General features: G+C 65.1%; 24 protein-coding genes. 14 read left to right on the top strand and 10 right to left on the bottom strand.

Features of this window, described 5'->3' with window-relative positions; translation table 11 throughout:
• Window positions 1-93: 93 nt before the first annotated feature.
• Genes BM083_RS11655 through BM083_RS11670 form a run of 4 tightly spaced genes read left to right on the top strand, consistent with a single transcriptional unit; the run spans window position 94 to window position 2412 of the window.
• Window positions 94-936 carry a ParA family protein gene (locus BM083_RS11655; protein WP_089869571.1) on the top strand — a complete coding sequence of 281 codons (843 nt, stop codon included), beginning with the start codon at window positions 94-96 and terminating at the stop codon, window positions 934-936.
• A complete protein-coding gene (locus BM083_RS11660; protein ID WP_089869572.1) occupies window positions 936-1472 on the top strand; it encodes a hypothetical protein in 537 nt (178 codons plus the stop codon). The genes BM083_RS11655 and BM083_RS11660 overlap by 1 nt, the downstream gene beginning before the upstream one ends.
• Window positions 1473-1529: 57 nt before the next feature.
• Complete coding sequence (locus tag BM083_RS11665) at window positions 1530-1877, top strand: glyoxalase (protein WP_089869573.1); 348 nt, start codon at window positions 1530-1532, stop codon at window positions 1875-1877.
• Window positions 1878-1908: 31 nt separating this feature from the next.
• A complete protein-coding gene (locus tag BM083_RS11670) occupies window positions 1909-2412 on the top strand; it encodes a hypothetical protein (protein ID WP_089869574.1) in 504 nt (167 codons plus the stop codon).
• Here the strand turns inward: BM083_RS11670 and BM083_RS11675 are convergent.
• From BM083_RS11675 to BM083_RS11695, 6 genes are all read right to left on the bottom strand, one after another.
• Window positions 2409-4013, bottom strand: coding sequence for a PH domain-containing protein (locus BM083_RS11675; RefSeq protein WP_089869577.1), 1605 nt, complete (start codon window positions 4011-4013; stop codon window positions 2409-2411). The two genes, BM083_RS11670 and BM083_RS11675, sit on opposite strands and share 4 nt — an antisense overlap.
• On the bottom strand, window positions 4010-4471 hold the full coding sequence (locus BM083_RS11680) for a PH domain-containing protein (protein WP_089869579.1): 462 nt from the start codon (window positions 4469-4471) through the stop codon (window positions 4010-4012). The genes BM083_RS11675 and BM083_RS11680 overlap by 4 nt, the downstream gene beginning before the upstream one ends.
• A gap of 97 nt (window positions 4472-4568) precedes the next feature.
• On the bottom strand, window positions 4569-5366 hold the full coding sequence (locus BM083_RS11685; RefSeq protein WP_089869582.1) for a DUF7260 family protein: 798 nt from the start codon (window positions 5364-5366) through the stop codon (window positions 4569-4571).
• On the bottom strand, window positions 5363-6415 hold the full coding sequence (locus BM083_RS11690) for a metallophosphoesterase family protein (RefSeq protein WP_089869583.1): 1053 nt from the start codon (window positions 6413-6415) through the stop codon (window positions 5363-5365). The genes BM083_RS11685 and BM083_RS11690 overlap by 4 nt, the downstream gene beginning before the upstream one ends.
• Window positions 6412-6552: a hypothetical protein gene (locus BM083_RS23310; protein WP_177197614.1), complete on the bottom strand. Its 141-nt coding sequence runs from the start codon at window positions 6550-6552 to the stop codon at window positions 6412-6414. The genes BM083_RS11690 and BM083_RS23310 overlap by 4 nt, the downstream gene beginning before the upstream one ends.
• A gap of 112 nt (window positions 6553-6664) precedes the next feature.
• Window positions 6665-7351, bottom strand: coding sequence for a YqjF family protein (locus tag BM083_RS11695; RefSeq protein WP_245756884.1), 687 nt, complete (start codon window positions 7349-7351; stop codon window positions 6665-6667).
• Between the two features lie 113 nt (window positions 7352-7464).
• On the opposite strand from BM083_RS11695, the gene BM083_RS11700 reads away from it, so the two are divergent.
• Complete coding sequence (locus tag BM083_RS11700; RefSeq protein ID WP_089869585.1) at window positions 7465-8394, top strand: DUF4349 domain-containing protein; 930 nt, start codon at window positions 7465-7467, stop codon at window positions 8392-8394.
• 6 nt (window positions 8395-8400) lie between these two features.
• Here BM083_RS11700 and BM083_RS11705 read toward each other — a convergent pair whose 3' ends face one another.
• On the bottom strand, window positions 8401-9204 hold the full coding sequence (locus BM083_RS11705; protein ID WP_089869588.1) for an inositol monophosphatase family protein: 804 nt from the start codon (window positions 9202-9204) through the stop codon (window positions 8401-8403).
• 116 nt (window positions 9205-9320) lie between these two features.
• Here BM083_RS11705 and BM083_RS11710 point away from each other — a divergent pair, with 116 nt between their 5' ends.
• The 5 genes from BM083_RS11710 to BM083_RS11730 all read left to right on the top strand — a co-directional run bounded on the left by BM083_RS11710 (window position 9321) and on the right by BM083_RS11730 (window position 14525).
• On the top strand, window positions 9321-11471 hold the full coding sequence (locus tag BM083_RS11710) for a S9 family peptidase (protein WP_089869590.1): 2151 nt from the start codon (window positions 9321-9323) through the stop codon (window positions 11469-11471).
• Between the two features lie 551 nt (window positions 11472-12022).
• Window positions 12023-12427 (top strand): 6,7-dimethyl-8-ribityllumazine synthase, encoded by a 405-nt coding sequence (ribH, locus tag BM083_RS11715; RefSeq protein ID WP_009365927.1) that lies wholly within the window; start codon window positions 12023-12025, stop codon window positions 12425-12427.
• Entirely contained in the window at window positions 12424-13572 is a 1149-nt protein-coding gene (locus tag BM083_RS11720) for a pyridoxal phosphate-dependent aminotransferase (protein ID WP_089869592.1), read from the top strand. Before ribH ends, BM083_RS11720 begins: the two co-directional genes overlap by 4 nt.
• 87 nt (window positions 13573-13659) lie before the next feature.
• On the top strand, window positions 13660-14070 hold the full coding sequence (locus tag BM083_RS11725; RefSeq protein ID WP_089869594.1) for a hypothetical protein: 411 nt from the start codon (window positions 13660-13662) through the stop codon (window positions 14068-14070).
• A gap of 47 nt (window positions 14071-14117) precedes the next feature.
• Complete coding sequence (locus BM083_RS11730) at window positions 14118-14525, top strand: hypothetical protein (protein WP_089869596.1); 408 nt, start codon at window positions 14118-14120, stop codon at window positions 14523-14525.
• Between the two features lie 9 nt (window positions 14526-14534).
• Here BM083_RS11730 and BM083_RS11735 read toward each other — a convergent pair whose 3' ends face one another.
• Genes BM083_RS11735 through BM083_RS11745 form a run of 3 tightly spaced genes read right to left on the bottom strand, consistent with a single transcriptional unit; the run spans window position 14535 to window position 17829 of the window.
• Entirely contained in the window at window positions 14535-15680 is a 1146-nt protein-coding gene (locus BM083_RS11735; protein WP_009365924.1) for an ABC transporter permease, read from the bottom strand.
• Window positions 15677-16399, bottom strand: a complete 723-nt coding sequence (locus BM083_RS11740; RefSeq protein ID WP_089869598.1) for an ABC transporter ATP-binding protein — start codon at window positions 16397-16399, stop codon at window positions 15677-15679. The genes BM083_RS11735 and BM083_RS11740 overlap by 4 nt, the downstream gene beginning before the upstream one ends.
• Window positions 16396-17829: a COG1361 family protein gene (locus BM083_RS11745; protein ID WP_089869600.1), complete on the bottom strand. Its 1434-nt coding sequence runs from the start codon at window positions 17827-17829 to the stop codon at window positions 16396-16398. Before BM083_RS11745 ends, BM083_RS11740 begins: the two co-directional genes overlap by 4 nt.
• A 238-nt stretch (window positions 17830-18067) precedes the next feature.
• On the opposite strand from BM083_RS11745, the gene BM083_RS11750 reads away from it, so the two are divergent.
• From BM083_RS11750 to BM083_RS11760, 4 genes are all read left to right on the top strand, one after another.
• Entirely contained in the window at window positions 18068-19999 is a 1932-nt protein-coding gene (locus BM083_RS11750; RefSeq protein ID WP_089869603.1) for a DEAD/DEAH box helicase, read from the top strand.
• Between the two features lie 3 nt (window positions 20000-20002).
• Window positions 20003-20134: a hypothetical protein gene (locus tag BM083_RS23975; protein ID WP_281244181.1), complete on the top strand. Its 132-nt coding sequence runs from the start codon at window positions 20003-20005 to the stop codon at window positions 20132-20134.
• Window positions 20135-20197: 63 nt separating this feature from the next.
• Window positions 20198-21445, top strand: a complete 1248-nt coding sequence (rbcL, locus tag BM083_RS11755) for a type III ribulose-bisphosphate carboxylase (RefSeq protein WP_089869605.1) — start codon at window positions 20198-20200, stop codon at window positions 21443-21445.
• A 48-nt stretch (window positions 21446-21493) separates the two neighbouring features.
• Entirely contained in the window at window positions 21494-21790 is a 297-nt protein-coding gene (locus BM083_RS11760) for a hypothetical protein (RefSeq protein WP_089869607.1), read from the top strand.
• Window positions 21791-21831 lie beyond the last annotated feature (41 nt).

Here is a 21831-nt window from a genome sequence, read left to right on the forward strand (position 1 = left end):
ACTCGCACGTGGTGTGTTTTATTACGACTGGTCGGATAGGGTGATTCATACTCTGTTGGACGCAACTCGTATCCAACCCTCGAATCAGAAACCATGACTGTAATCACGATTTGGTCAGAGAGCGGTGGCGTCGGGAAGACGACGACGACGCTGAATCTGGCCGCTGCACTCGGCGAACAGGGGAAAGACGTACTGATAATCGACTTGGACCCGCAACCGGCGAGCATCACGGACCACGCCGGCTATCAAGACGCGAAGAACGGGGACGTCGAGGTCACGCTGTCGGACGTCTTGCTCGACGACGACGTCGGCCTCTCGGAGGTCATCATCGAAGACGAACTGTTCGACTTGGCCCCGGCACACGAGTCGCTCGCGTCGCTCGAAACGACGGTTCGAGCCCAACAGATCTCCACAGCCGAGTTCCTACTTCGGTCGAAACTCGCAGAGATCGAAGACGAGTACGACTACATCCTCATCGACCCGCCCGCCACGCTGAACCTCTTGGTGGACAACGCCCTCATCGCGAGTGGCAACGTGTTAGTTCCGATGGAGATGACGCGGAAGGGCGAGCGCTCCATCGGCGGTGTCGTCGAGACGGTCACTGCCATCGAGTCGCAACTCCAGCGCGCGCAACCGGACTTCTCGCTGAACGTCATCGGCGTCCTCCCGAACAAAGTCGACGGGTCGATTCTGAACCAGGAGATTCAGGGGTCGTTGGAGGACGTCGACGGCGTCGAGGTGCTCCCCATCACCATTCCGAGTTACAACGTGATGGAACAGGCGTGGGACGCCCACCTCGACATCTTCCGGTACGCCGAACACGACGACTACGGTCTGCGCAAATATCAGGAGTCGCTCTTGGACGCGTACCGTGACCTCGCGACGCTCATCATCGAGTTGGACGCCGACGACGAGACGGAGGCGGTGGTCTCGTAATGTCGAAGAAAGACCGGTACTCGCATCTCGGCGGCGACGCGGACGAGGAAGAGACGTCGGACGAACCGGAAGCGGAGACGACAGTCGACGAGGAGGAAGCGGACGAACCGACCCAAGAAGCCGAAGCCAGTGAAGAGGTGGAAGCCGAAGCCAGTGAGGAAGTCGAAACCGAAGCCGAATCCACCGAAGAGGTGCAGAACGACTCTCCCGACGAGACAGCGAGCGACTCCGTCGACGAACCCGAGAGAGAACCCGCCGACGAACTCGACGACGGGGCGATTCGGGTGACGATTTCAGACGGCGACGAGGAACACGAAGTCGTCATCGACGCGGACGAAGGCGTGACGACGGACGACGTGGTACACGCCGTCCAGCACGCCGGGCAGGAAGCGGAGACGCCCACGACGATGTGGGGGAGTTGGGTCCGGATGGCGTCCTCGCTGGGGAAGGCACGCCTCGCCGCGGTGACCGTCGCGAGTCTGCTGACGGTGAAGGGGTTGACGATGGTGGTCCGACGGTTCAGACGGCGAGACTGAGAGAACACCCTATCGCCCCACTGAGCAGTTAAGTCGACGGCGAGCGACCACCTCGGTATGCCCGGCATCGTCTTCTTCGCGACAGAGAACCACGACGCAGTCGTCGACTTCTACACCACCGTCGTCGGCGCGGAGACGTGGCTCGAACAGCCCGACTGCACGATTCTCAAGCACGACAACCTGCTTTTCGGCTTCTGCGCCCGCGACCACACCGACGACGGTGGAACCGTGACCTTCGTCTACGACGCTCGTGATGCAGTCGACGCGATGCACGAGCGCGTCGGCGACGCCGCTCGTGAGGAACCGCATCTGAACGAGAAGTACGACATCTACCAGTTCTTCGCGGACGACCCGGACGGCCGCGCGGTGGAGTTTCAGGTCTTCGAAGACGGTACAGATCTGTAGCTTTTTGCTCACCCGCTTCGGAGGTGAGACGATGTCCTCCAGACGAACGTTGCTTGCGTGTCTCTCGACTATCGGTCTCGCCTCAGTCAGCGGTTGTCTCTCTATGGTCGGTCTCCGAAAGCGAGGTTACATTCAGTGGAAGTGGATCTCGGTCGAACACGAGCACGAAGACGGGCAGTTGCACTCCGAGAAAGTCCTCGACGCGTCTCTGAGTCACCCCGTCGAGCGCGGTGCTATCGACAGTTGGGTCGCAGAGGAGTACGCCGAGTTCGTCGACGACACCGACTATCCGGTGGTCTCGGAGTCGTTTCACCGTGCGCTCGCTCGGCAGAACAAGCGGGTCAACTACGGAATCGGCGTCTGCGGTTCCGACTTTGCATCCCGTGACGAGAGGTCCGGCTGTCTCAACACGTGGACATCACGCGAAGACTTCAACCGCGTGCAGGTGTACGACCGTGTCGAAGTATCCGAAGACGACGGCCGGTTCGATGTTCACCGGGTTACAGGCGGCGAGACGCTGACTCCGCGTCCTTAGACACTACTCGGGTCAGAATCTCTGGAGGTTGTGTCTGTCTGTTCACTGCTCTCGGAGTCGACCGCGTCTCCGTCCGCCGACTCGCCGCCGTTTTCTTCTGCCGGCACGTCCGGTTCAACCGGCCCGATGAACGGCTGTGCCGCCTGCCGCCGGTGCGAACGACGCTCCGCAACCGCCGTCACGAGTCGGTCCTCTAACGCTCCACGAATTCGCTCGGCGTCCGTCGCCTCCACGTCGACGGCGGCGGCGTCCTGATTCGAGAGCGAGAGCGACCCTGCAGTGTCGATGGTGACGGTGGCGACGTGCCAGCGACGCTGGAAGATAGTCCGGGAGTCGATGACCGTCTGGATGCGGTAGTAGGGGACGACCTTCGTCTGTCGCTTCCAGAAGCCGTTTCGCGTGACGACGTGGTTCTCGCCCAGCCAGTAGCCGCGATGTTTCCACTTGTAGTGGGCGGCAATCGGGATGAGTGGGAGGACGGCGAGCGGCCCGTACCACGGAAGTGACGCGCCGAGGAGCGTGTTCACGCCGAAGAGGAGGGCAGTGACGACGCCGAGGACGATGAGGTAGCGCGCGGCGTACCGCCGCCGGATGCGCTTGGGCGGGCGAGTGAACTCGGGCGTGCCGAACGCCTCGATGTCGTTGGCGAGCGAGAGCACGCGGTCACGTTCGGCGAGCGGCACCGCCGCCTCCGACCCGCGTTGGGTGCCCTGACCCGGGGCGTATCCGGCCGTCTCGATAGCCAGCGTGGCGTAGCCGAACCGTCGTTTGAGCGGGTTGTCCTCGACGGTGAGCGTCTGAATCTTGTCGAACGGAATCGACCCGTCGTAGCGCTGGAGCAACCCGCGTTCGTACAGCAGTTCGTCGTCCGTCCGCGACAGGCGAAAGCCGTAGTAGTTGACGACGGCGAGGGCGAACCCGGCGAGCCACGAGACGAGGACGACGGCGGCGAGGACGGCGACGGCACCGAGCGCGAGCAGCGTCGCCTCGACACCGAACTCGAAGAACGAGGAGACGACCGGAATCGACCCCGAGAGGAGGAAAAAGAGGATGCCCGGCCCGCGCAGATCGAACGAGAGCGCGCCGACGATGCCGAGTTCGCGGTCCGAGAGCGCGAACAACTCGTCGGATTCGACCTCGGGTGCGTCCTCGGCGTCGCCGCGTTTCAGGCGAGCGATTTCGCTCTGGAGCCGTTTCGCCTCCTCGAAGGTGACGTAGCGAATCGCGGCTTCAGTGTCGCTGCCGCCGGCCGTCTCGAAGTCGAGTGCGGCGATGCCGAGCACGCGCTGGACGACGTTTCGACTGATGTCGACGTTCTGAATCCTGCGCAGCGGAATCTCGCGGTTCCGGCGCGAGACGACGCCCGACCGGATGTCGAAGGTGTCCGGCGTGAGGTCGTAGTCGTAGCGCTGGTAGTAGAGCGTCTCGTAGCCGACGAGGACGACGACGACGAGGCCGAGTAGTCCGATAGCGACGAGCGGTCCACCGATACTGCCGAGAAAGGCAGACGCACCCGAGAAGAGGACGAACGCGAGCGTGAAGACGATGCTTCCGCCTTTCTGGGCCGCCTTGTAGGGGACCGAGAGCGGCGAGAGCTTCATACCGCGTCGTCACCCTCGGCCCGGATAGCGAGACCTTTCAGGCGGTCCTGTAACTCGTCGGACCCGTCGGCGGTGAGTCCCGGGACGCGAACGTCTGCACCGCGAGAGCCAGCCGTGTAGACGACGGTACTGGCGAGGCCGAGCACTCGCTCGACCGGGCCGCGCGCGGAGTCGACGTGCTGGATGCGGACGAACGGGACGACCGTTCGCACGCGGGTGAGGACGCCGCGTTCGAGGTAGAGTGAGTCTCCACGCACCTCGTAGCCCCAGAGTCGATAGCGAAGCGCGGCGAACCCGATGCCGACGACCAAGAGGACGGCGAAGAGGCCGACGGGGACGAAGACGGGCAGTTCGAGCGTCGCTCGGTTGAGGAAGAAGGCGGCGACGCCGACGACAGTCGCGCCGATAGCCGAACGAAGCATCCACACTAGCTGAACACGAGGATGCAGACGGTTCATGTTCGCCCGTTTTGTCGGCGTCGATATAAGTACCCTGCACCGACTCGTGGCAGAATCGGATGCTGGCTGTCGATTCTGGAACGTCCAGCGTCGACGCTCAGGCAGTCACCGTCAACTGACGCTGGACGCGACGGCGGGCCTGTGTCAGCACCTCACCGAGGTCGGCGAGACACGTCAACACCGGGTATCTAGTCGATTCGTGCTGATAGAGGTACGCCTGAAGCGAGGGGTCGGTCGAGGCGGGGGCGGCCGACCGAATCGACGCCTGCCGGTCGGTGACGAGTCGGTCGCACTGGCGTTCCAGACTGGCGACTTCCCGGTCGAGGGCGCGTAACTCGTCGAACGACCGGTCGGGGAGCGGCGTGTCGTCGAGCGTTCCGAGGTCGACGACCAGTCGCCGAACGCCGTCGACGACTGCGGCGAGTGACGCGTCCTCGGCGTCGATACGCTCGACAAACTGGTCGCGTTCGGTGCGAGCGAGTGCTGCAGCCGTCAGGAGTGCGTCCTGTAGCTCCGTCGAGAGCGTGTCGCCGGCGACGACCGCTTCGGCGACTTCGCGGCCGAACTCTACGGTGAGACTCTCTTCGAGCGTGTCGTCGTACTCCTCGCGGTAGTGTGGAACCGCCATCACCGTCTCGGTGTAGCTGGTACGCACCGCTGCCAACGTCGGACCACTCCGGACGCCGCTGACACCGGGTAAAAGCCTCCCACTGAGTGGCTCTAGCGACGGGTCCGAAGCGTCCGGTGTGAGTCGGCGTACTCGTCGGCCGAAGGTCTCGAACGACTCCCGCTCGTCGACAGAGCGGCGACGCTCACGGCGAACGACGGTTGTAGCGTCGAGGACGGGTCGGGTCAGCCGCTGGGCCAGTCGAAGGAGCTCGGGCGTCTCCGTCATCGGGACCACCGGACGGCCGAACCCGGCACGTCGGTCTCCTGCGACTCGCTCGCCGCCCCCTCGACGAACGCGGGAAGGTCACCGAAGTAGCCACGTTCGGCGTGTTCGGCGACTCCTTGCCCGTGGGCGCTCCCGGTCCGTGCGTGCGTGTACGCCTCGGCGACGCCCTCACGGTCGGCGATGGGGACGAGACGGACGGTCGTTCCACCGTCGGTCACGTCGAGGACGAGCACCGCTTGCGGGAACGAGCACGTGGCCGGAGCCAGTAGCTCTCGAACGTCATCGCGCGTCGCTGCGGCGGGCCAGTGGAGATGTCCGGAGAGGACGAGTGGAACGCCGTGCCGAGAGAGGACCGCGCGGAGGGCGTCGGCGTTCTGGAGACGGTAGAACGCTGCGTCCGGGAACTCACCGGTGTGTCGCCGCGCGTGCAGGAGGTTGTGATGGAGGGCGACGACGGGTGTCCGTGTCGTCCGTGCGTCAGTCGGGGTGTCCAGTGTGTCGTCGAGCCAGTCGAGTTGTGCCTCGGAGACACGCCCGACGTGCGTGTCTCGTAGGTCGCCGTCGCCAGTCGCACTGTCGAGACAGACGAGGTCGAGTCCGCCGACGGCGACGCGGAACGGATACCGACCTCGGCCGTAGCGGTCGCCGAAACTGTCGACGGTGGGCGTCTCGTACTCGTCCCACTGCTTCGGTACGTCGTGGTTCCCCGGGACGGCGACGGCGGGCGAGGTGAGTCCCGAGAGAATCTCGTCGACGAGGGCGAACTCCGCGGGTGCGCCGTCTTTGGTCAGATCGCCGAGAAAGAGCGTCGCGTCCGGTCCGAGGTCGTTCACGACGTCGATAGCCGCTCTGAACCGCGCTTCCGTCCGGTGATACACCTTCCACGTCCCTTCTGCTGTCGGCGTGACGTGCGGGTCGGCGACGACGGCGATGCGTGTCGTCTCCTCTGTGGTCGGTTGCGCCAATCGAGCGAGCACGGGGCCGACGGTCTCTCGCCCGGCGGATTCGGCTCCGTGAACCGAGTCGGGTCCCGGTGCCGCCGTCGTCATCGGTCGACGTACTCGGTGACGGTCCCGAGTGCCGTCTCTCGGCGGATGCGAATCCCGCCGGTCTCCGGGTCGAGTTCGATAGTCACCGACGTGGCCGGTCCCTGCAGGGAGTCGAATCCGAGCGTGTCCTCTGCCATCGGTGGACAGAACGAGCGACGCCCCGATAATTATATCGGATATATTATATATTCTGGTCGTGAGTGCTCTATCGTCTCCTGAGTGCTATTGTCTCTCCACTTCATGTCTCGCTCAGACGCGGTGGAGTCGGTCGGCCGTCACGTGGAGTTCTCCTGCGTAGTGGACCAACGGTTCCCCAGCCGGTCTCTCGAACCCGTTGGCCTCGAACAGCGTGTTCGCCCGCACCTCGACGGTGGCGTCCTGCAACGGCCACGGGTCGTGGCGAATCGGGCAGTACCAGAGCCCGCTTCGTTCCGTGTAGAACCGGTAGTTCTCGACGAGGAACTCGTCTAACGACCCGGGTTCGGCACTGGCCACCGACCCTGTCGGCCGGTAGACGGCGTCGAACTCTGCCGGCCTCGCGTGCGGGTTGGTTCGTCGGTGAGTGAAGTGAACCTCGTCGCCGTCCCGCGAGACGTGCATGTCGGCGTGGTAGTACGGGAGCGCGAAGAAGAGGCGCGCCATCGCGACGCCGAGAACGTCGCCCGCGTCGAGGTTGAAGAAGTAGACGCCGCGTTCGCCGCCGCCGCTCGGTTCGACGTAGGTTCGAAGGTTGACCTCGGGAAAACCCAGTCCGATTGGCGAGCCTCGGGGCCGAATCTCCGGCATCTCGAAGGCGACGACGCCGAGCCACGGGTCGCCGTCGTAGGTCGCCACGTCGAGCCCCGCCGGAATCCGCTCCTCGACGAGGGCCGGGTCGACGGGCCAGTGGAGGAACAACCCGTCGAGCCACGTCATCGACATCAGGTCACGGTGCATACGACCAGTTGGAGTGGCGGACACTTCGCCTTGACGCCGCCGGCAGGTCGATGGGTAAAAGGCCTCTTTGACTCTTGACAACTGTTAACGCATCATCGAGCGTCTGTCTACGCATGCGACGACAACATCTCGTGACCCTCCTTCTCGCCCTCCTCGTCGTCACGGCGGGCTGTTCCGGTGCAGGGGACAGTATGGCGGGTGGGAGCGACGAGAGTGGTGGCCAAGTAACCGACTTCGACGCCTCGACTGGCGGGTCCGAGAACGGCGGTAGTGGTAGCGGCGGAGACGGCGGCGAGGCCGCTCAGTCCGCCGGAACCGACAGCGCGAGTACGACGAACTTCGTCGCCCAGCGCGAACTCATCCGGACTGGCGAGATACGACTCCAGGTCGACGACTTCGAGTCGGCGGAGGCGAATCTGACGGCGGCCGTCGAATCACAAGGGGGCTACGTCAGCGACACGACTCAACAGGTCCACGGCTGGGAGAACGAGACGTGGACGACGGGGACGCTCGTGCTTCGCGTGCCGAAAGAGAACTTCAGCGCTCTCTTCGAGACGGTCAAAGCCGAAGGCGAGGTCCAAGAGTCGAGTACGGCGACGCAGGACGTGACCGACCAGGTGGTCGACCTCGAAGCGCGACTCGGGAACCTCCGCGCCGAGCGTGACCGTCTCCGAACGCTCTACGACCGGGCCAACGAGACCGAAGACGTACTCAGAGTCGGCCAAGAACTCTCGAAGACCCAAGAGGAGATAGAGCGACTCGAAGCGCGACTCCGTGCGCTCGAAGGCCGCGTCGCCTACTCGACTGTCACGGTCAACCTCTCGGAACCAGAACCGGAGTACCAGTACGTCCGCGGCGCAGCGTGGTACGATACGGGCGTGGTGACGGCGTTTCTCGAATCCGTCGACGGCGTGGTGGTCGTCCTCCGCGCGACGTTCGTCGGCGCGGCCTACGCCGCACCGTACGTCATCGTGTTCGGGCTTCCGATTGTGGGCATCGCAGTGCTCGCCCGCCGCCAGCATTGGCTCCGGCGGCTTCGATAGCTCGGCTCAGACGCCGTCGACGCCGCCAACGGCGTCGAGCAAGTCGTCGTGCGTCTTCTCGTCGCTGGCACCGACGTACACTCCCTCTCGCGACGTCGAGACGACGCCCGCCTCTCGTGCCAAGAGTTCGCCCGCGTGCTGTTCGTACACGTCGGGGTAGAAACAGACGATACCCTCCAGTGCGCCGCGGGCGACGAGTCCCCAGTCGACGCACGGCGACCACGTCTCGACGACGCGTTTACAGTGGTCACCGAGCGCCGACTCGATAGCCTCAGCTCGCTTCGCGAGTTCCTCGTCACGAATCGCGGGGAGGCCGACGACGAACGAGACGGTTCCGTTGTCGAGTGCGACGTCACTACCTGTCTCTAGCTGCTGGCCGTTGACTGTCGCCCCCACACCGTCGTGGGCGACGTAGAGCGTGTCGGGGAGCGGTTCGTAGATGGCCGAGACGACCGGGTCGCCGTCGTCGAGGACAGCGACGGCGGTGGCGAACGCCGGGAGGCCGCTCGCGAAGTTGTTGGTGCCGTCGAGCGGGTCGACGACCCACTCGTAGCGACTCTCGCCGACCCGCCCCGACTCCTCGCCGTGGAGCGCGTGGTCGGGGAACGCCCCGCGAACCACGTCGAGCACTCGCGACTCGGCTTCCCGGTCGGCGACGGCTTTCACGTCGTCGGCTCCGTACTCGGCGTCGACGTGACCGGTCCGGAACTCGTCGGCGAGGTAGTCGCCGCCGGCCCGCGCCGCCTGCGTCGCGACGTCCGCGAGCGCCTCTCGACTCACGTCACGAGTGCGCTCGTGGGGTTCGTCCATACGCTCGTCAGTCGGTCTGTCGACAAGAGGCGTTCGGTCGACGGGTTCGCCGTGACAACTGGCAACGTGAGTCGGGAGAACGCACCTTTTTGTGTTCACCACCGGTCGCCTCGGGTATGACGGCAGACGCTCCAGACGCCCGGGAGATTCCGCTCGACGCCCTCTACGACTTGACGCGGCCGACGGCTCTGGCGCTCTCACCGGACGGTGAGCGCGTCGCGTTCACAACGACGGAGTACGCTCCCGACGAGGACGAGCAGGTCGCCTCGCTGTTCGTCGCACCGACAGACGGCAGTCGCGACCCACATCGACTGACTCGCCTGCCCGGTGCGTCGAGTCCGACGTGGAGTCCGGACGGCGACCGACTGGCGTTTCTGGCCGCCCGCGAGGAGGACCCGGCACGTCGCGTCGGGCGACAGGAAGACGCTGAGGACGACGAAAGCGACGAAAACGACGAGGACGGCGCGAGCGACGGCGACGAGGAGGGGGAAGATACCGACGCCGCGAACGGCGGGGGCGACGACCCGAAGTCGCAGGTGTGGCTGTTCGACCTCTCGCTCGGCGGCGACGCCCGACAGGTGACCGACCGCGAGCACGGCGTCTCGGAGTTCGACTGGGCACCGGACGGCGAGCGACTCGTTATCGCCGCTCGCGACCCAACTGAGGAAGAACAGGAGTACCTCGACGAGCGCGAGGACGGCGGGCCAATCGTCACCGAACGACTCCAGCACAAAGTGAACGGGAAGGGGTGGCTCGACAGCGTCCGGACCTACCTGTTTGTCGTCGACGTCGAGACGGGCGAGGAGACACGTCTCGACGAGGCGTACAGCAGCGGGACGACGAACGAGTTCGCCGGACTCCAGCCTCGGTGGGGGCCCGACGACCGTATCGCGTTCGTGACGACGCGGGCCGAACGGCCGGACGACACGTTCGTCGCCGACCTCTACACGGTCGACCCCGCGGGCGTCGAGACAGAGAAACTCACCGACTCGGACCTCACGGTCTCCTCGCCGCGATGGAGTCCCGACGGACACCGTCTGGGGTTCGTCGGACAGCACCCGACGCACTCGCCGGTTCCGTCGCAGGTGTACGCGCTCGACAGCAACACGGGTGAGTACGAGTCGCTGACGGCAGAGTTGGACCGCCGACTCGCGTGGAGCGGGACGCCGCAGTGGGCCGACGACGAGACGCTCTACACCGTCGTCGCCGACGAGGCTCGTTCTCGGCTGATTCGGGTCGATGCTGACGCCGACGAGGGTGAGGGCGCTGAGCGAACCTTCGAGGCGCAGGGGACCGACCGCGCGGTTCAGGGGTTCGACGTCGCGGGCGACACGGCCGCGCTCGTCTTCTCGCACCCCGAGGAGGGTCTCGACGTCTTCTCGGTTGACGTGTCAGACCTCGACTCGGACGGCGACCCCGACTCTCTTCGAAAGCTCTCGACGCTGAACGACGAGTTGCTCGACGAGTTCGAGTTTCCCGCCTGTCGCCGCTTCAGCTACGAGAGCGACGGCTGGGACATCGACGGTCTGCTCTATCATCCGCCCGACTTCGACCCCGACGACCCGGATGGCGAGTCACGACCGCTCGTCGTCGGCATCCACGGCGGGCCGGTCTACTACGACGAACCGCAGTTCTACTTCCCGCACGCTGTCCTTGCTTCGCGCGGCTATCTCGTCTTCCGGCCGAACTACCGCGGTGGCTCCTCCTACGGACAGGCGTTCGTCGAAGAACTCTACGGACAGTGGGGAACGGTCGAAGTCGACGACATCGTCGCCGGGGTGGAGAACGTGGTGGGTCGCGGGTGGGCCGACTCCGAGCGTGTCTTCGGCTACGGCTTCTCCTACGGCGGCATCGCGCAGGGCTACCTCGTCACCCAAACGGACCTGCTGACCGCCGCCGTGCCGGAACACGGCATCTACGACATGCGGTCGCTGTTCGGAACCGACGACTGTCAGGTCTGGACCGAAAACGAGTTCGGCCTGCCGTGGGAGGATTCGGAGACCTTCGAGGCGGCGTCGAGCATCACCGACGTCGGCAATCTGGACACGCCGCTGCTCGTCATGGCCGGTGGACAGGACTGGCGCTGTCCGCCGAGCCAGTCCGAACAACTCTACGTGAGCGCGAAGAAGCAGGACGTCGACGCGAAACTGGTGATGTATCCCGAAGAGCACCACAACGTCGGTGACCCGGACCGGGCGATTCACCGACTAGAGGAGATTCTAGAGTGGTACGAGAAGTACGACCCGGCAGTGGAGCCGGACGACTGAGGCGCGTGAATCGTTGACGAACTCACTGTTTCTGGTGCAGTTTGGGATACTCGGCAAAGCCCTCGCGCTCTCGACCCTCCGGGTCTCGTTGCGCTCCTCGTCGTTCGCTACACTCACTTCTGTGGTGCTTACGTCGCCGGGAGGGGTCGAGGAGCACTCGCCCTTGCAGTCCACCAGGCCCGCACCGCACCGTGCCTACCCTTCCCCATTTCTGGCGCGCATAGAGCGCGCCAAGCGCCCGTGGATTGACCAACTGTCGTGGCGCGTGGCTTTCCGGCGTCTTGTCGCCGGAAGCCACTCGTGTGAGGGATGAGCACCGCAGCGAGCGAAGCGAGTGAGGAGCGCAGTCGGTTGGGGAGGGTGTGGCTGTGCTAGCGCGTGGGCTTTCGAGGTGTTGTCTAGCTCATCGCCGAACCAGACAGAAACGTACTGAGCTACTCTCAGCAGACGAATGGACCGAGTACGTACGACCACACACTCTCTCTCAGTCCCATGTACACTCATTCGCCGTCAACGAATACCTCTTTTACCGACCACGCAAACCCGCCAGCATGGTCACACTCGGACTCGTGGTGGCGCAGTTCAACGAGAGCGTCACCCACCCCATGGAGGAGGCTGGCCGCGAGGCCGCCGCCGACGCGGGTGCCGACATCGTCGAAACGTACGAAGTACCCGGCGTCTACGACGCGCCGCTCGCCGCCGACCGACTCGCCCGACGCGACGACGTCGACGCCGTCGCCGTCCTCGGTGCAATCGTCACCGGCGACACGAAACACGACGAAGTCATCGCCGACGCGGCGGCACAGGGCCTCACAGAAGTCAGTCTCGACCGGGACAAGCCAGTCTCGTTCGGCGTCGCCGGCCCAGGCATGAGCGGGGCCGAAGCACGTGAACGCGTTAGCAAAGGAGCGGAAGCGGTTAGTGCCGCCATCGAGATGGTGGAGGTGTTAGCATGAGCATGGAGTTTGCCGACCGTGTTGGTCGTGTAGAACCGAGCGCGACGCTGGCTATCAGCGACCTCGCGAGCAAGTTAGAGGCAGAGGGTAAGGACGTCGTCGACCTCTCGGTCGGCGAACCCGACTTCCCGACGCCCGAGAACGTCATTCAGGCCGGAAAAGACGCGATGGACGCCGGCCACACGGGCTACGCGCCCTCGAACGGCGTGCCCGAACTGAAGGAGGCCATCGTCGAGAAACTGGAAGCCGACGGCATCGACTGCGGCCCGGAGAACCTCATCGTCACGCCCGGCGCGAAGCAGGCGCTCTACGAGACGGTCGAGACACTCGTCGACGACGGCGACGAAGTCGTCCTCCTCGACCCCGCGTGGGTCTCCTACGAGGCGATGGTCAAACTCGCCGGCGGGAGTCTGAACCGCGTCGACCTTTCGGACTATGACTTCCAACTCGAACCCGCCCTCGACGACCTCGGGGACGCCGTCTCCGACGACACGGAACTCCTCGTCGTCAACTCCCCGTCGAACCCGACGGGTGCAGTCTACACCGAGGAGGCTCTCGAAGGCGTCCGTGACCTCGCCGTCGAACACGACATCACGGTCATCTCGGACGAGATCTACGACGAAATCACCTACGGCGTCGACCAGACCAGTCTCGGTTCGCTGGAAGGCATGGAAGACCGCACCGTCACCGTCAACGGCTTCTCGAAAGCCTACTCGATGACCGGATGGCGTCTCGGCTACCTCTGTGCGCCCGAGGACCTCGTCTCGCAGGCAGGCAAACTCCACTCGCACTCGGTCTCCTCGGCCGTCAACTTCGTCCAGCACGCCGGTATCGAAGCCCTGAACAACACCGACGAGTCGGTCGAAGAGATGCGCGCGGCCTTCGAGGAACGCCGTGACATGCTCGTCGACCTGCTCGCCGAACACGACGTCGACGTCGCCGTCCCCGACGGCGCGTTCTACATGATGCTCCCCGTCGACGACGACGACCAGTCGTGGGCCGAGGGCGCACTCGAAGACGCTCACGTCGCCACCGTGCCGGGTAGTGCCTTCGGCGCACCGGGCTACGTCCGTATCTCCTACGCCGCCAGCGAAGAGCGACTCCGCGAGGCAGTCGACCGTCTCGCCGAGAACGACTACTTCTAACTCGTCTCCCCCGGCAGCGCGGTTTCGGCGGTTTTCTTCCCCCTGAGAGACGCAAGAATTAGTAACCGACTCGTCCACTCGTCGGCTATGGTCTCCGAACCACTCCCCCTCCTCGCACTGCTGTTCGCGTTCTGTCTCCAACTCGGTGGTGTCGTCGGACTCTACCGTTACGTCTCGAAAGACGCCGCCGAACGCGGGATTCCGAACGCTCAGATACTCGGTGCCGCGTGCGCCGTCTTACTGGCACCGCTCGTCTACTACGGGGCCGCTCGTCGTCGTCACGGCGAACGTGAGTCGCCACCGACCGCCGACGAACGACGTGCACTCTTCGTCGGTATCGCGGGAATGGGTGCGTGGCTTCCCGCCGCGTTTCTCCCCCCGCCCGACCCTGTGTCGACAGCGGTCTACGCTCTTGGTTGTCTGCTCGTCACCGCTCCGCTCGCGTATCTGGTCTCGTTCCGGAGTGGATGGTCACGGGCGAAACGACTCGTCGGCTGAGTTTCGACACCTCAAAATCTATACGACTGCCGACAGTCTCGCCGATAATGGTCCAACTTCCGTTCCCTCTCGCCACCCTCCCGCTGTTCGCGCTGTATCTGTTGGGTCTTCTCGCACTCTCCTACGCCATCTCGGCAGATGCTCGCGCCCGAGGCGTCAGGTTTCCGACTGTGTTGGGCGTCGCCGCTGCAGTGTTCGGTCTCGTCGCACTAATCTACCTCATCTTCCGCGACAACTTCGGGCCACGAGCGTACCGAGCGTCGAAGTGGGAGCGCATCGCGTGGACGTACTTCGGCGCGATGATGGTCGCCATGATGCTCGGTGCGATCCTCTCGCCGCCGGACCCGTTCACGCAGGCGCGACAGTTCCCCATCTTTCTCGTCGCCACTCTCCCATTCGCCTATCTCGTCGTCTTCAAAAACCCCTGGAGTCGACTGAAAGCGGCCGTCCGCTGACTCTCAACCCTACTTCCGAAGCGCGTCCACCGGCCGCTCGCCCGCCGCCTTCCACGCCGGATACAGTCCGCTCAAGACGCTCGTAATCAGACCGAACCCGACGGCGAGGACGAGATAGAGCAGGTTGACGGGCTGAAACGTCGCCAGCGCGTCGTCGATGACGAACTGGTTCAGCGCGATGCCCGCACCGAGTGCCAGCACCGCGCCGACGACGCCGCCGGCGAAGCCCAACAACGCCGCTTCGAGCAGAATCATCCGAATCACGTCGCGCTTCTGGACGCCGACGGCCCGGAGTACGCCAATCTCCTCGCGTCGCTCCACGGTACTCATCAGCATCACGTTCAGGATACTCACGCCCGCGACGAGCAGCGAGATAGAGCCGATACCGATGAGGAAGGCGTTGAGGATGCCGAAGAAGGCGTTGATGCCTTCGGTGATGGAACTGAGTTCGAACACCGTCACGCGCTCTTCGCGGCCGTTGAGGGTGTCGCGAATCTCGTCGGCCGCCGCCGTCGCCGCCTCGCCCGTCTCGGCCGTGACGACGACCTGTGAGTAGCCGTCCGCCTCGAAGTCCGTCGGCGAGACGATGACCGCGTTGTTGGGGTCGACGAGCGAGATGCCGTCCTGTTGGGTGAGGACGGCGACGATGCGGTAGGTCTGCTCGTCGACGGTGATGCTGTTGCCCGCTTGGAGACCGAACCGCTCTGCGACGCCCGACCCGACGACGGCCCCCTGTCGGAGTCTGTCGGGGACGCGCCCGTCCGTCGCCGTGTAGAGCGCGCCGGGTCGCTCCATCCCGTAGAGTGTCGCCACTGTCCGCTCGTCACCTCGTGTCACGAGCGCCTGTCGTTGCTTGACCGGGACGACCGTCGTCCCCGACGCTGCTCGTTCGATCTGTGTCACGTCCCGTTCGGTCAACTCCGTGACGCCCTCGCTGAACGCGGGCGAGACGACGACTTCGTTGCCGATGTCGCCGAGTTGGTCCGTCGCGCCTGCTCGGAGCGTCGTCCCGAACATCCCGAGCGAGGCGATGGCGAACACGCCGATGATGATGCCGAGTACGGCGAGTCCCGACCGTAACTGGTTGCGCGAGAGGTTCCGTCGCGCCATCAACAGTGCTGGGAACCGCCGAGAGAGGTCGTCGAGCAGGCTCACTGGTCGGTCACTCCCGCCATCTCCCAGTCCTGCATCCGCCCGTCGACGAGCGTGATGGTGCGGTCGGCGTACTTGCTGACCTGCGGGTCGTGCGTGACGGCGATGATGGCGACGTCGCGCTCCTCGGTGAGTTCGAGGAACAGTTCGAGCACGCTCCGACCCGTCTTCTGGTCTAAGTTGCCGGTCGGTTCGTCGGCGAGGAGGATGCGCGGCGAGTTGATGAGCGCCCGCGCGATGGCGACGCGCTGTTTCTGCCCGCCGGAGAGTTCGTTCGGCCGGTGGTCGAGACGGTCACCGAGGCCGACGCGCCGAAGCAGGTCCTCCGCTCGCTCGCGGGCGTCCGGGTCGTCGCCGAACAGCGTCGGCATCTCGACGTTCTCCGTCGCCGTCAGCGTCGGGATGAGATAGAAGTTCTGGAAGACGAAGCCGATAGAGCGCTTTCGCTCTTTCGTCTGCTCCTCGTCCGAGAGGTCCGTCACGTCACGGCCGTCGAGGAGGACGGTCCCCTCGGTGGGCGCGTCCAAGAGACCGAGGACGTTGAGCATCGTCGACTTCCCGCTCCCACTGGGTCCCATGACGGCGACGAACTCGCCGGGTTTCGCGGCGAAGTCGATGCCCTTCAGCGCGTCGACGACTTCGCCGCCCGTGTCGTACCGCTTGACGACGTCACGGAGTTCGATGATTGGCTCGGTGGTTTTGGTGGATTCTCGCAAACTCATCGGCGGAGGTAGAGGTAGCCGCCAGTGGCGAGAACTGCGATGACGACCAACCCACCGCCGAAGAACACCAGCGGCGAGGGACCACCTGTCGCCGGAGAGGGCGCTGCTGGCTGGAGGTCGTCTATCGGCACCTCGTACACGGAACTCTCACGAATGCCGTCCGAGAGGTACTCGATGCGGATAGGGACGGCCGTCGCGTTCTCGTCGACGGTGGCGTAGAGGTCGAACGAGACGAAGTCGCTGGCGGGGACGGTGCCGACGAAGTACTCGCGGTACGGTCGGGCCGGTTGGACGCCGTCGCCCGGAACGACACTCACGATGACGCTGTCGACGTCGCTGAGACCGACGTTGCTCGCGCTGCCGGTGATGTAGAGTTTCCCGTCTTCACGCTCGTAGTCGACGCCCGTGAGTTCGATGCGTCCGGGGTTCGTTCGGTACGGGACCGTCGTCGACACCTGTCCCTCTCGGCTTCCAGTCTCGTAGTTCACACTGAGCGTGAGGTCGCCTTCGGGGACGTTCGAGACGTTGAACTGGACGGTTCGCGTCGACTCCGGGGGAATCGGGTCGAGCGCCCGTCTGGCGACTGTCGTCTCGTTGACCGTCGCACCGAGGACGACCCGCGAGAGCGGCGCGTTCCCGAAGTTCGTCACCTGGACGTTCACCGGCGGTGCCACGCCACCCTCGACGACTGTCGCCTCGATACCGACGTCTTCGCGGAGGTTCTCGGGGTTCATCTGTACGCGTTCCTCGGTCGTCACCGATTCACCGCCGGCGGTCGTGTATCGCAGTGTCGCCGTCAGTGCTGCCGACGTCGCGCCCGGCCGAACGTCGAAGGTGAACGCCCGCGTCTCGCCGCTTCCGAGTTGCGGGGCCACGCGCGTCGCGTCGTCGATGGCGACGCTCTCACCGGACAGCGTCAGGCGGAGGTTCCGCGCCGTCGTCTCCTCGCCGTTCGCGACGAGCACCGTCGCCGTCGTCTCGGTGCCGACGACGGAGTCGTTGAGTTGGATGCTCACCTGCGGACCGCCCTCACGGACGGTGATGGTCAGCGGATAGCGAATCTCCACGTCCTCCTCGCCGCTCGTCCCGGTGACGACGACGCGGAGATTCTGTACGCCCACCTCGTCGAAACGGTGCGTCAGCGGGACGTTGAGTTCGCTCCCCGGCGCGAGCGTGCCGAGATTTCGCACGTCGGCGTACTCTTGGCCGTTGTTGCGTTCGAGCGAGACTTCGTCTATCTCCAGCGCCGACGGGTTGGCCGCGGCGTTGCGGACGGTGGTCGTGACGGTGAATCGTTCGCCGGGGGTCGGTTGGTTCGGCGAGACTGTCACGTTCGTAATCGACACCTGCGCCGTCTGGGCGGCACCGGTGAACGCGACTGTTGGGAGGACGAGACAGAGCACGACGAGGAGGGGAACGATACGATTCATCTAAATTGATTTAAATATGTAGTCGGGGCCCAAATAGTTGCCGAGCGGAATGTCAGCGGGTATCGAGACGGCGAACTCCACAGCTATCGGTCATGTCTGCGAGACGTTCCGTTCATCAGAGGAGTCTCACCTCTCGTCACGCTCGCCCCGGAACGAGACGGGTTCCCCGTTCTCTCGATGCGGGTACCCACCCTACCCGACGAGGGTTTTTATGCAGTCGGGGCACCACACAGGAGTAATGTACGTTCGGGACCTCCCGCTCTCCGACTCGGTCATCGACCACTACGAGTCGTTGGGTATCGAGGAGTTGTACCCTCCACAGGCCGAGGCCGTCGACGCCGGAGTCGCCAACGGCGGCCGCGTCGTCGCCGCGATACCCACCGCGTCGGGGAAGACGTTCATCGCCGAACTCGCCATGCTGACTGCCGACGGTCCCGGTCTCTACATCTGCCCGCTCCGCGCGCTCGCCCGCGAGAAGTACGAGACGTTCTCGGCGCTCCCAGGTGTGAGCGTCGGCATCTCGACGGGTGACTACGACTCGCCCGCCGACGAACTCGCCGACCACGACATCGTCGTCGCGACGTCCGAGAAAGTCGACTCTGCCATCCGCAACGGGGCTAACTGGGTGGCCGACCTCGCCTGCGTCGTCGTCGACGAGGTCCACCTCCTCGGCGCTGAGGGTCGCGGCCCGACGCTCGAAGTGACGCTCGCGAACCTCCAACGCCGCGCCCCCGGCGTCCAAATCGTCGCGCTCTCGGCCACCGTCGACAACCCCGAAGACATCGCCGACTGGTTGGACGCGACACTCGTCGAGTCGACGTGGCGACCGGTCGACCTCCGCACCGGCGTCTACGCGGACGGCCTCGTCGAGTTCAACGACGGGACCGAACTCACCGTCGACGTCGACGACGGTTCGACTCCGAACGGGGCAGACGAGGACACGGAAGCCACCGTCGCACTCGTCGAGGACGCCGTTCACAACGCCGGTGGGCAGTGTCTCGCGTTCGTCCGCTCGCGCCGCGAGGCCGAAGCGCTCGCGGAGCGTCTCGCACGCGAAGGGCTTGCGACGGGAGCGTCAGCGACCGTCGCGGACGACCTCACGGCCGTCGACGGCACCTCGACCGGCCACCGACTCGCCGACTGCGTCCGCGACGGCGTCGCCTTCCACCACGCCGGACTCCGGAGTACGCATCGCGCTGTCGTCGAGACGGCGTTCAGAAACCGATATTTGGCCGTCATCTGCGCGACGCCGACGCTCGCGGCGGGGGTGAACGTCCCCGCGCGCCGAGTCGTCGTCCGCGACCAGCAACGCTACACGGGGTCGAGTATGGAGTTTCTCCCCGTCCTCGAAGTCCACCAGATGTGTGGCCGAGCGGGTCGTCCACACCTCGACCCGTACGGCGAAGCGGTGCTCGTCGGCGACGAGTCTTCGAGGGCCGAACTCGACGAGCGGTACGTAGACGCCGACCCGGAAGCCGTCGAGTCGAAACTCCGTGACCGAACGGCGCTCACGACGCACGTGCTCTCTATCGTCGCGACCGGGTTCGCCGACTCTCACGCGACCATCCTCGAGGTACTCGAAGCGACCTTCTACGCCCATCAGACGCCCGTCGCGGACCTCTCGGGAATCGTCGACGACGTCACCGCAGAACTGGTCGAGATGGGGATGCTGACCGAGGGTACGTCGGAGACGTTCACCGCGACGGACCTCGGTGCGCAGGTGTCGAGACAGTACGTCGCCCCGGAGACGGGCGCACGCATCGTCTCGGGTCTCCGGCGGGCCGCCGAGATGCCCGCGGAGAACGTGACCGGACTGACGGTCCTCCAACTCGTCGCCGACACGCCCGACATGCAGGACACCTACCTCGGCAACCGCGAACGGGCGGCGATGTACCAGTACGCCCGCAACCACGACGCGGAGTTCACCGTCGGCATGAACGACGCCGAGGAGTTCGAACGCTGGTTGGAGACGGTCAAGACCGCTCGCATCCTCTACGAGTGGACCGAAGGAGAGACCATGGAGACCATCGTCGAGAACTACCGTATCGGCCCGGGCGACTTGGAGTCCAGAGTCGAGCGTACCGAGTGGTTGCTCGGCGCGGCCGACGCGCTGGCGACGCTCTTGGACCTGGACGTTCCCGAAATCGCTCGCGTTCGGAGTCGACTCTAAGCGATGGGTCTCGACGCGGCCGAACTCGGCCCGTTGCTCGCCGCCGTCGGACGTCCGTACCGGCGTCACCGCACCTCGCGGCGGACAGCAGTCGTCTGTCTCTTGCTCTACCTCCCGAACATCGTCGAGACGTGACTGTCGCCACGAAGTGACAGTTCTAGCCACCGATTTATCACGTTCGGGACCGTATGCCACGGCATGTCCGGAATCACCTACGAGGACTTCTTGGACCTGTCCTACACACCGACCGAGACAGACCTCGTCTGCACGTTCCGCATCGCCCCTGCCGAGGGAATGAGTATGGAGGCCGCCGCCAGTCGCGTCGCCTCCGAGAGTTCCAACGGCACGTGGGCCGCTCTCCACATCGACGACACGTTCACCGACATGGGTGCGACGACGTTCTCTATCGACGGCGACACGATTCGGGTCGCCTACCCCGCTGGCTTGTTCGAGGCGGGTAACATGCCGCAGGTGCTCTCCTGTATCGCGGGCAACATCATGGGGATGAAAGCCGTCGACACCATCCGTCTCGAAGACTGCGAGTGGCCCGAAGCCATCGTCGAAGGCTACCCTGGCCCGCAGTTTGGGTCCGGCGTCCGACAGGAGATTTTCGGCGTCGACGACCGACCGATTCTCGCCACCGTCCCCAAACCGAAGGTCGGCCTCTCCACCGAACGCCACGCCGAAATCGGCTACGAGGCCTGGGTCGGCGGTCTCGACCTGCTGAAAGACGACGAGAACCTCACCGACCAGTCGTTCAACCCCTACTCGGACCGCCTGACCGAGAGTCTCGCCATGCGCGACGAGGCCCAAGACGAGACGGGCGAGAAGAAGAGCTACCTCATCAACATCACCGCCGAGACGAACGAGATGCTCGAACGCGCCGACGAAGCAGCGTCGCAAGGAAACGAGTACGTCATGGTCGACGTCGTCACCGCCGGATGGGGGGCCGTCCAGACCGTCCGCGAGCGATGCGAAGACCTCGGACTCGCTATCCACGCCCACCGCGCGATGCACGCCGCCTTCGACCGGGTCCCCGATCATGGCGTCTCGATGCGCTTCATCGCCCAAATCTCACGCCTCTGCGGCGTCGACCAACTCCACACGGGGACGGTCGGACTCGGCAAACTCGCCAACGAGGACACCGTGGGAATCAACGAGTGGATGCGCTCGGACCTCTACGGCCTGAAAGACGTCCTGCCGACCGCTTCCGGTGGACTTCACCCTGGTCTCGTCCCGCAACTCATGGACGCCGCGGGCGGCAATCTCTGTATCCAAGCCGGCGGCGGTATCCACGGCCACCCCGACGGCACGCGCGCCGGTGCAATGGCGCTCCGGCAATCCGTCGATTCCGTAACCGAAGGCGTCCCAATCGAGGAGTACGCCGCGGACCACCCCGAACTGGCGACGGCGCTGGAGAAGTGGGGGACGGAGACGCCGCGCTAAGGCAGCGCCAATCCAACCGTTTTTGACGACTCATCCTCTCGTGACCGCATGGTCTCGGTTCCTCCGACGTACCGACGCTACGCCGTCGTCGCCGCCGCTCTCCTCCTCGTGTTCAATCCGCTCTATCTCGATTCGCTCCTCCACTTCGACGACCCGAACCGCTACGAGTACCACGCCGAGCAAGTGACGTTCGGCCCTGACGGCGACCCCGAGGAGTTGCCTGCCGACCTCTCCGACCGGAACATCGACGACGACGTCGCCTGTTTCCTCGCTTGGGACCGGGCCTGCGCGCTCGAAAAGCACGTCCTCGACCACGGCGGGGCGGTTCCAGTCGAAGAGTTCTGACCCTACGCGGCCTACGACTACGCCTACATCGATGGACAGTT

The organism is Halogranum rubrum (assembly GCF_900114455.1).
GTDB lineage: Archaea > Halobacteriota > Halobacteria > Halobacteriales > Haloferacaceae > Halogranum > Halogranum rubrum.

Bases quoted from the DNA above. Each gene is read 5' to 3' on its own strand.
- BM083_RS11655 (WP_089869571.1), top strand. From the start codon at position 94: ATGACTGTAATCACGATTTGGTCAGAGAGCGGTGGCGTCGGGAAGACG.
- BM083_RS11660 (WP_089869572.1), top strand. From the start codon at position 936: ATGTCGAAGAAAGACCGGTACTCGCATCTCGGCGGCGACGCGGACGAG.
- BM083_RS11665 (WP_089869573.1), top strand. From the start codon at position 1,530: ATGCCCGGCATCGTCTTCTTCGCGACAGAGAACCACGACGCAGTCGTC.
- BM083_RS11670 (WP_089869574.1), top strand. From the start codon at position 1,909: ATGTCCTCCAGACGAACGTTGCTTGCGTGTCTCTCGACTATCGGTCTC.
- BM083_RS11675 (WP_089869577.1), bottom strand. From the start codon at position 4,013: ATGAAGCTCTCGCCGCTCTCGGTCCCCTACAAGGCGGCCCAGAAAGGC.
- BM083_RS11680 (WP_089869579.1), bottom strand. From the start codon at position 4,471: ATGAACCGTCTGCATCCTCGTGTTCAGCTAGTGTGGATGCTTCGTTCG.
- BM083_RS11685 (WP_089869582.1), bottom strand. From the start codon at position 5,366: ATGACGGAGACGCCCGAGCTCCTTCGACTGGCCCAGCGGCTGACCCGA.
- BM083_RS11690 (WP_089869583.1), bottom strand. From the start codon at position 6,415: ATGACGACGGCGGCACCGGGACCCGACTCGGTTCACGGAGCCGAATCC.
- BM083_RS23310 (WP_177197614.1), bottom strand. From the start codon at position 6,552: ATGGCAGAGGACACGCTCGGATTCGACTCCCTGCAGGGACCGGCCACG.
- BM083_RS11695 (WP_245756884.1), bottom strand. From the start codon at position 7,351: ATGCACCGTGACCTGATGTCGATGACGTGGCTCGACGGGTTGTTCCTC.
- BM083_RS11700 (WP_089869585.1), top strand. From the start codon at position 7,465: ATGCGACGACAACATCTCGTGACCCTCCTTCTCGCCCTCCTCGTCGTC.
- BM083_RS11705 (WP_089869588.1), bottom strand. From the start codon at position 9,204: ATGGACGAACCCCACGAGCGCACTCGTGACGTGAGTCGAGAGGCGCTC.
- BM083_RS11710 (WP_089869590.1), top strand. From the start codon at position 9,321: ATGACGGCAGACGCTCCAGACGCCCGGGAGATTCCGCTCGACGCCCTC.
- ribH (WP_009365927.1), top strand. From the start codon at position 12,023: ATGGTCACACTCGGACTCGTGGTGGCGCAGTTCAACGAGAGCGTCACC.
- BM083_RS11720 (WP_089869592.1), top strand. From the start codon at position 12,424: ATGAGCATGGAGTTTGCCGACCGTGTTGGTCGTGTAGAACCGAGCGCG.
- BM083_RS11725 (WP_089869594.1), top strand. From the start codon at position 13,660: ATGGTCTCCGAACCACTCCCCCTCCTCGCACTGCTGTTCGCGTTCTGT.
- BM083_RS11730 (WP_089869596.1), top strand. From the start codon at position 14,118: ATGGTCCAACTTCCGTTCCCTCTCGCCACCCTCCCGCTGTTCGCGCTG.
- BM083_RS11740 (WP_089869598.1), bottom strand. From the start codon at position 16,399: ATGAGTTTGCGAGAATCCACCAAAACCACCGAGCCAATCATCGAACTC.
- BM083_RS11745 (WP_089869600.1), bottom strand. From the start codon at position 17,829: ATGAATCGTATCGTTCCCCTCCTCGTCGTGCTCTGTCTCGTCCTCCCA.
- BM083_RS11750 (WP_089869603.1), top strand. From the start codon at position 18,068: ATGTACGTTCGGGACCTCCCGCTCTCCGACTCGGTCATCGACCACTAC.
- BM083_RS23975 (WP_281244181.1), top strand. From the start codon at position 20,003: ATGGGTCTCGACGCGGCCGAACTCGGCCCGTTGCTCGCCGCCGTCGGA.
- rbcL (WP_089869605.1), top strand. From the start codon at position 20,198: ATGTCCGGAATCACCTACGAGGACTTCTTGGACCTGTCCTACACACCG.
- BM083_RS11760 (WP_089869607.1), top strand. From the start codon at position 21,494: ATGGTCTCGGTTCCTCCGACGTACCGACGCTACGCCGTCGTCGCCGCC.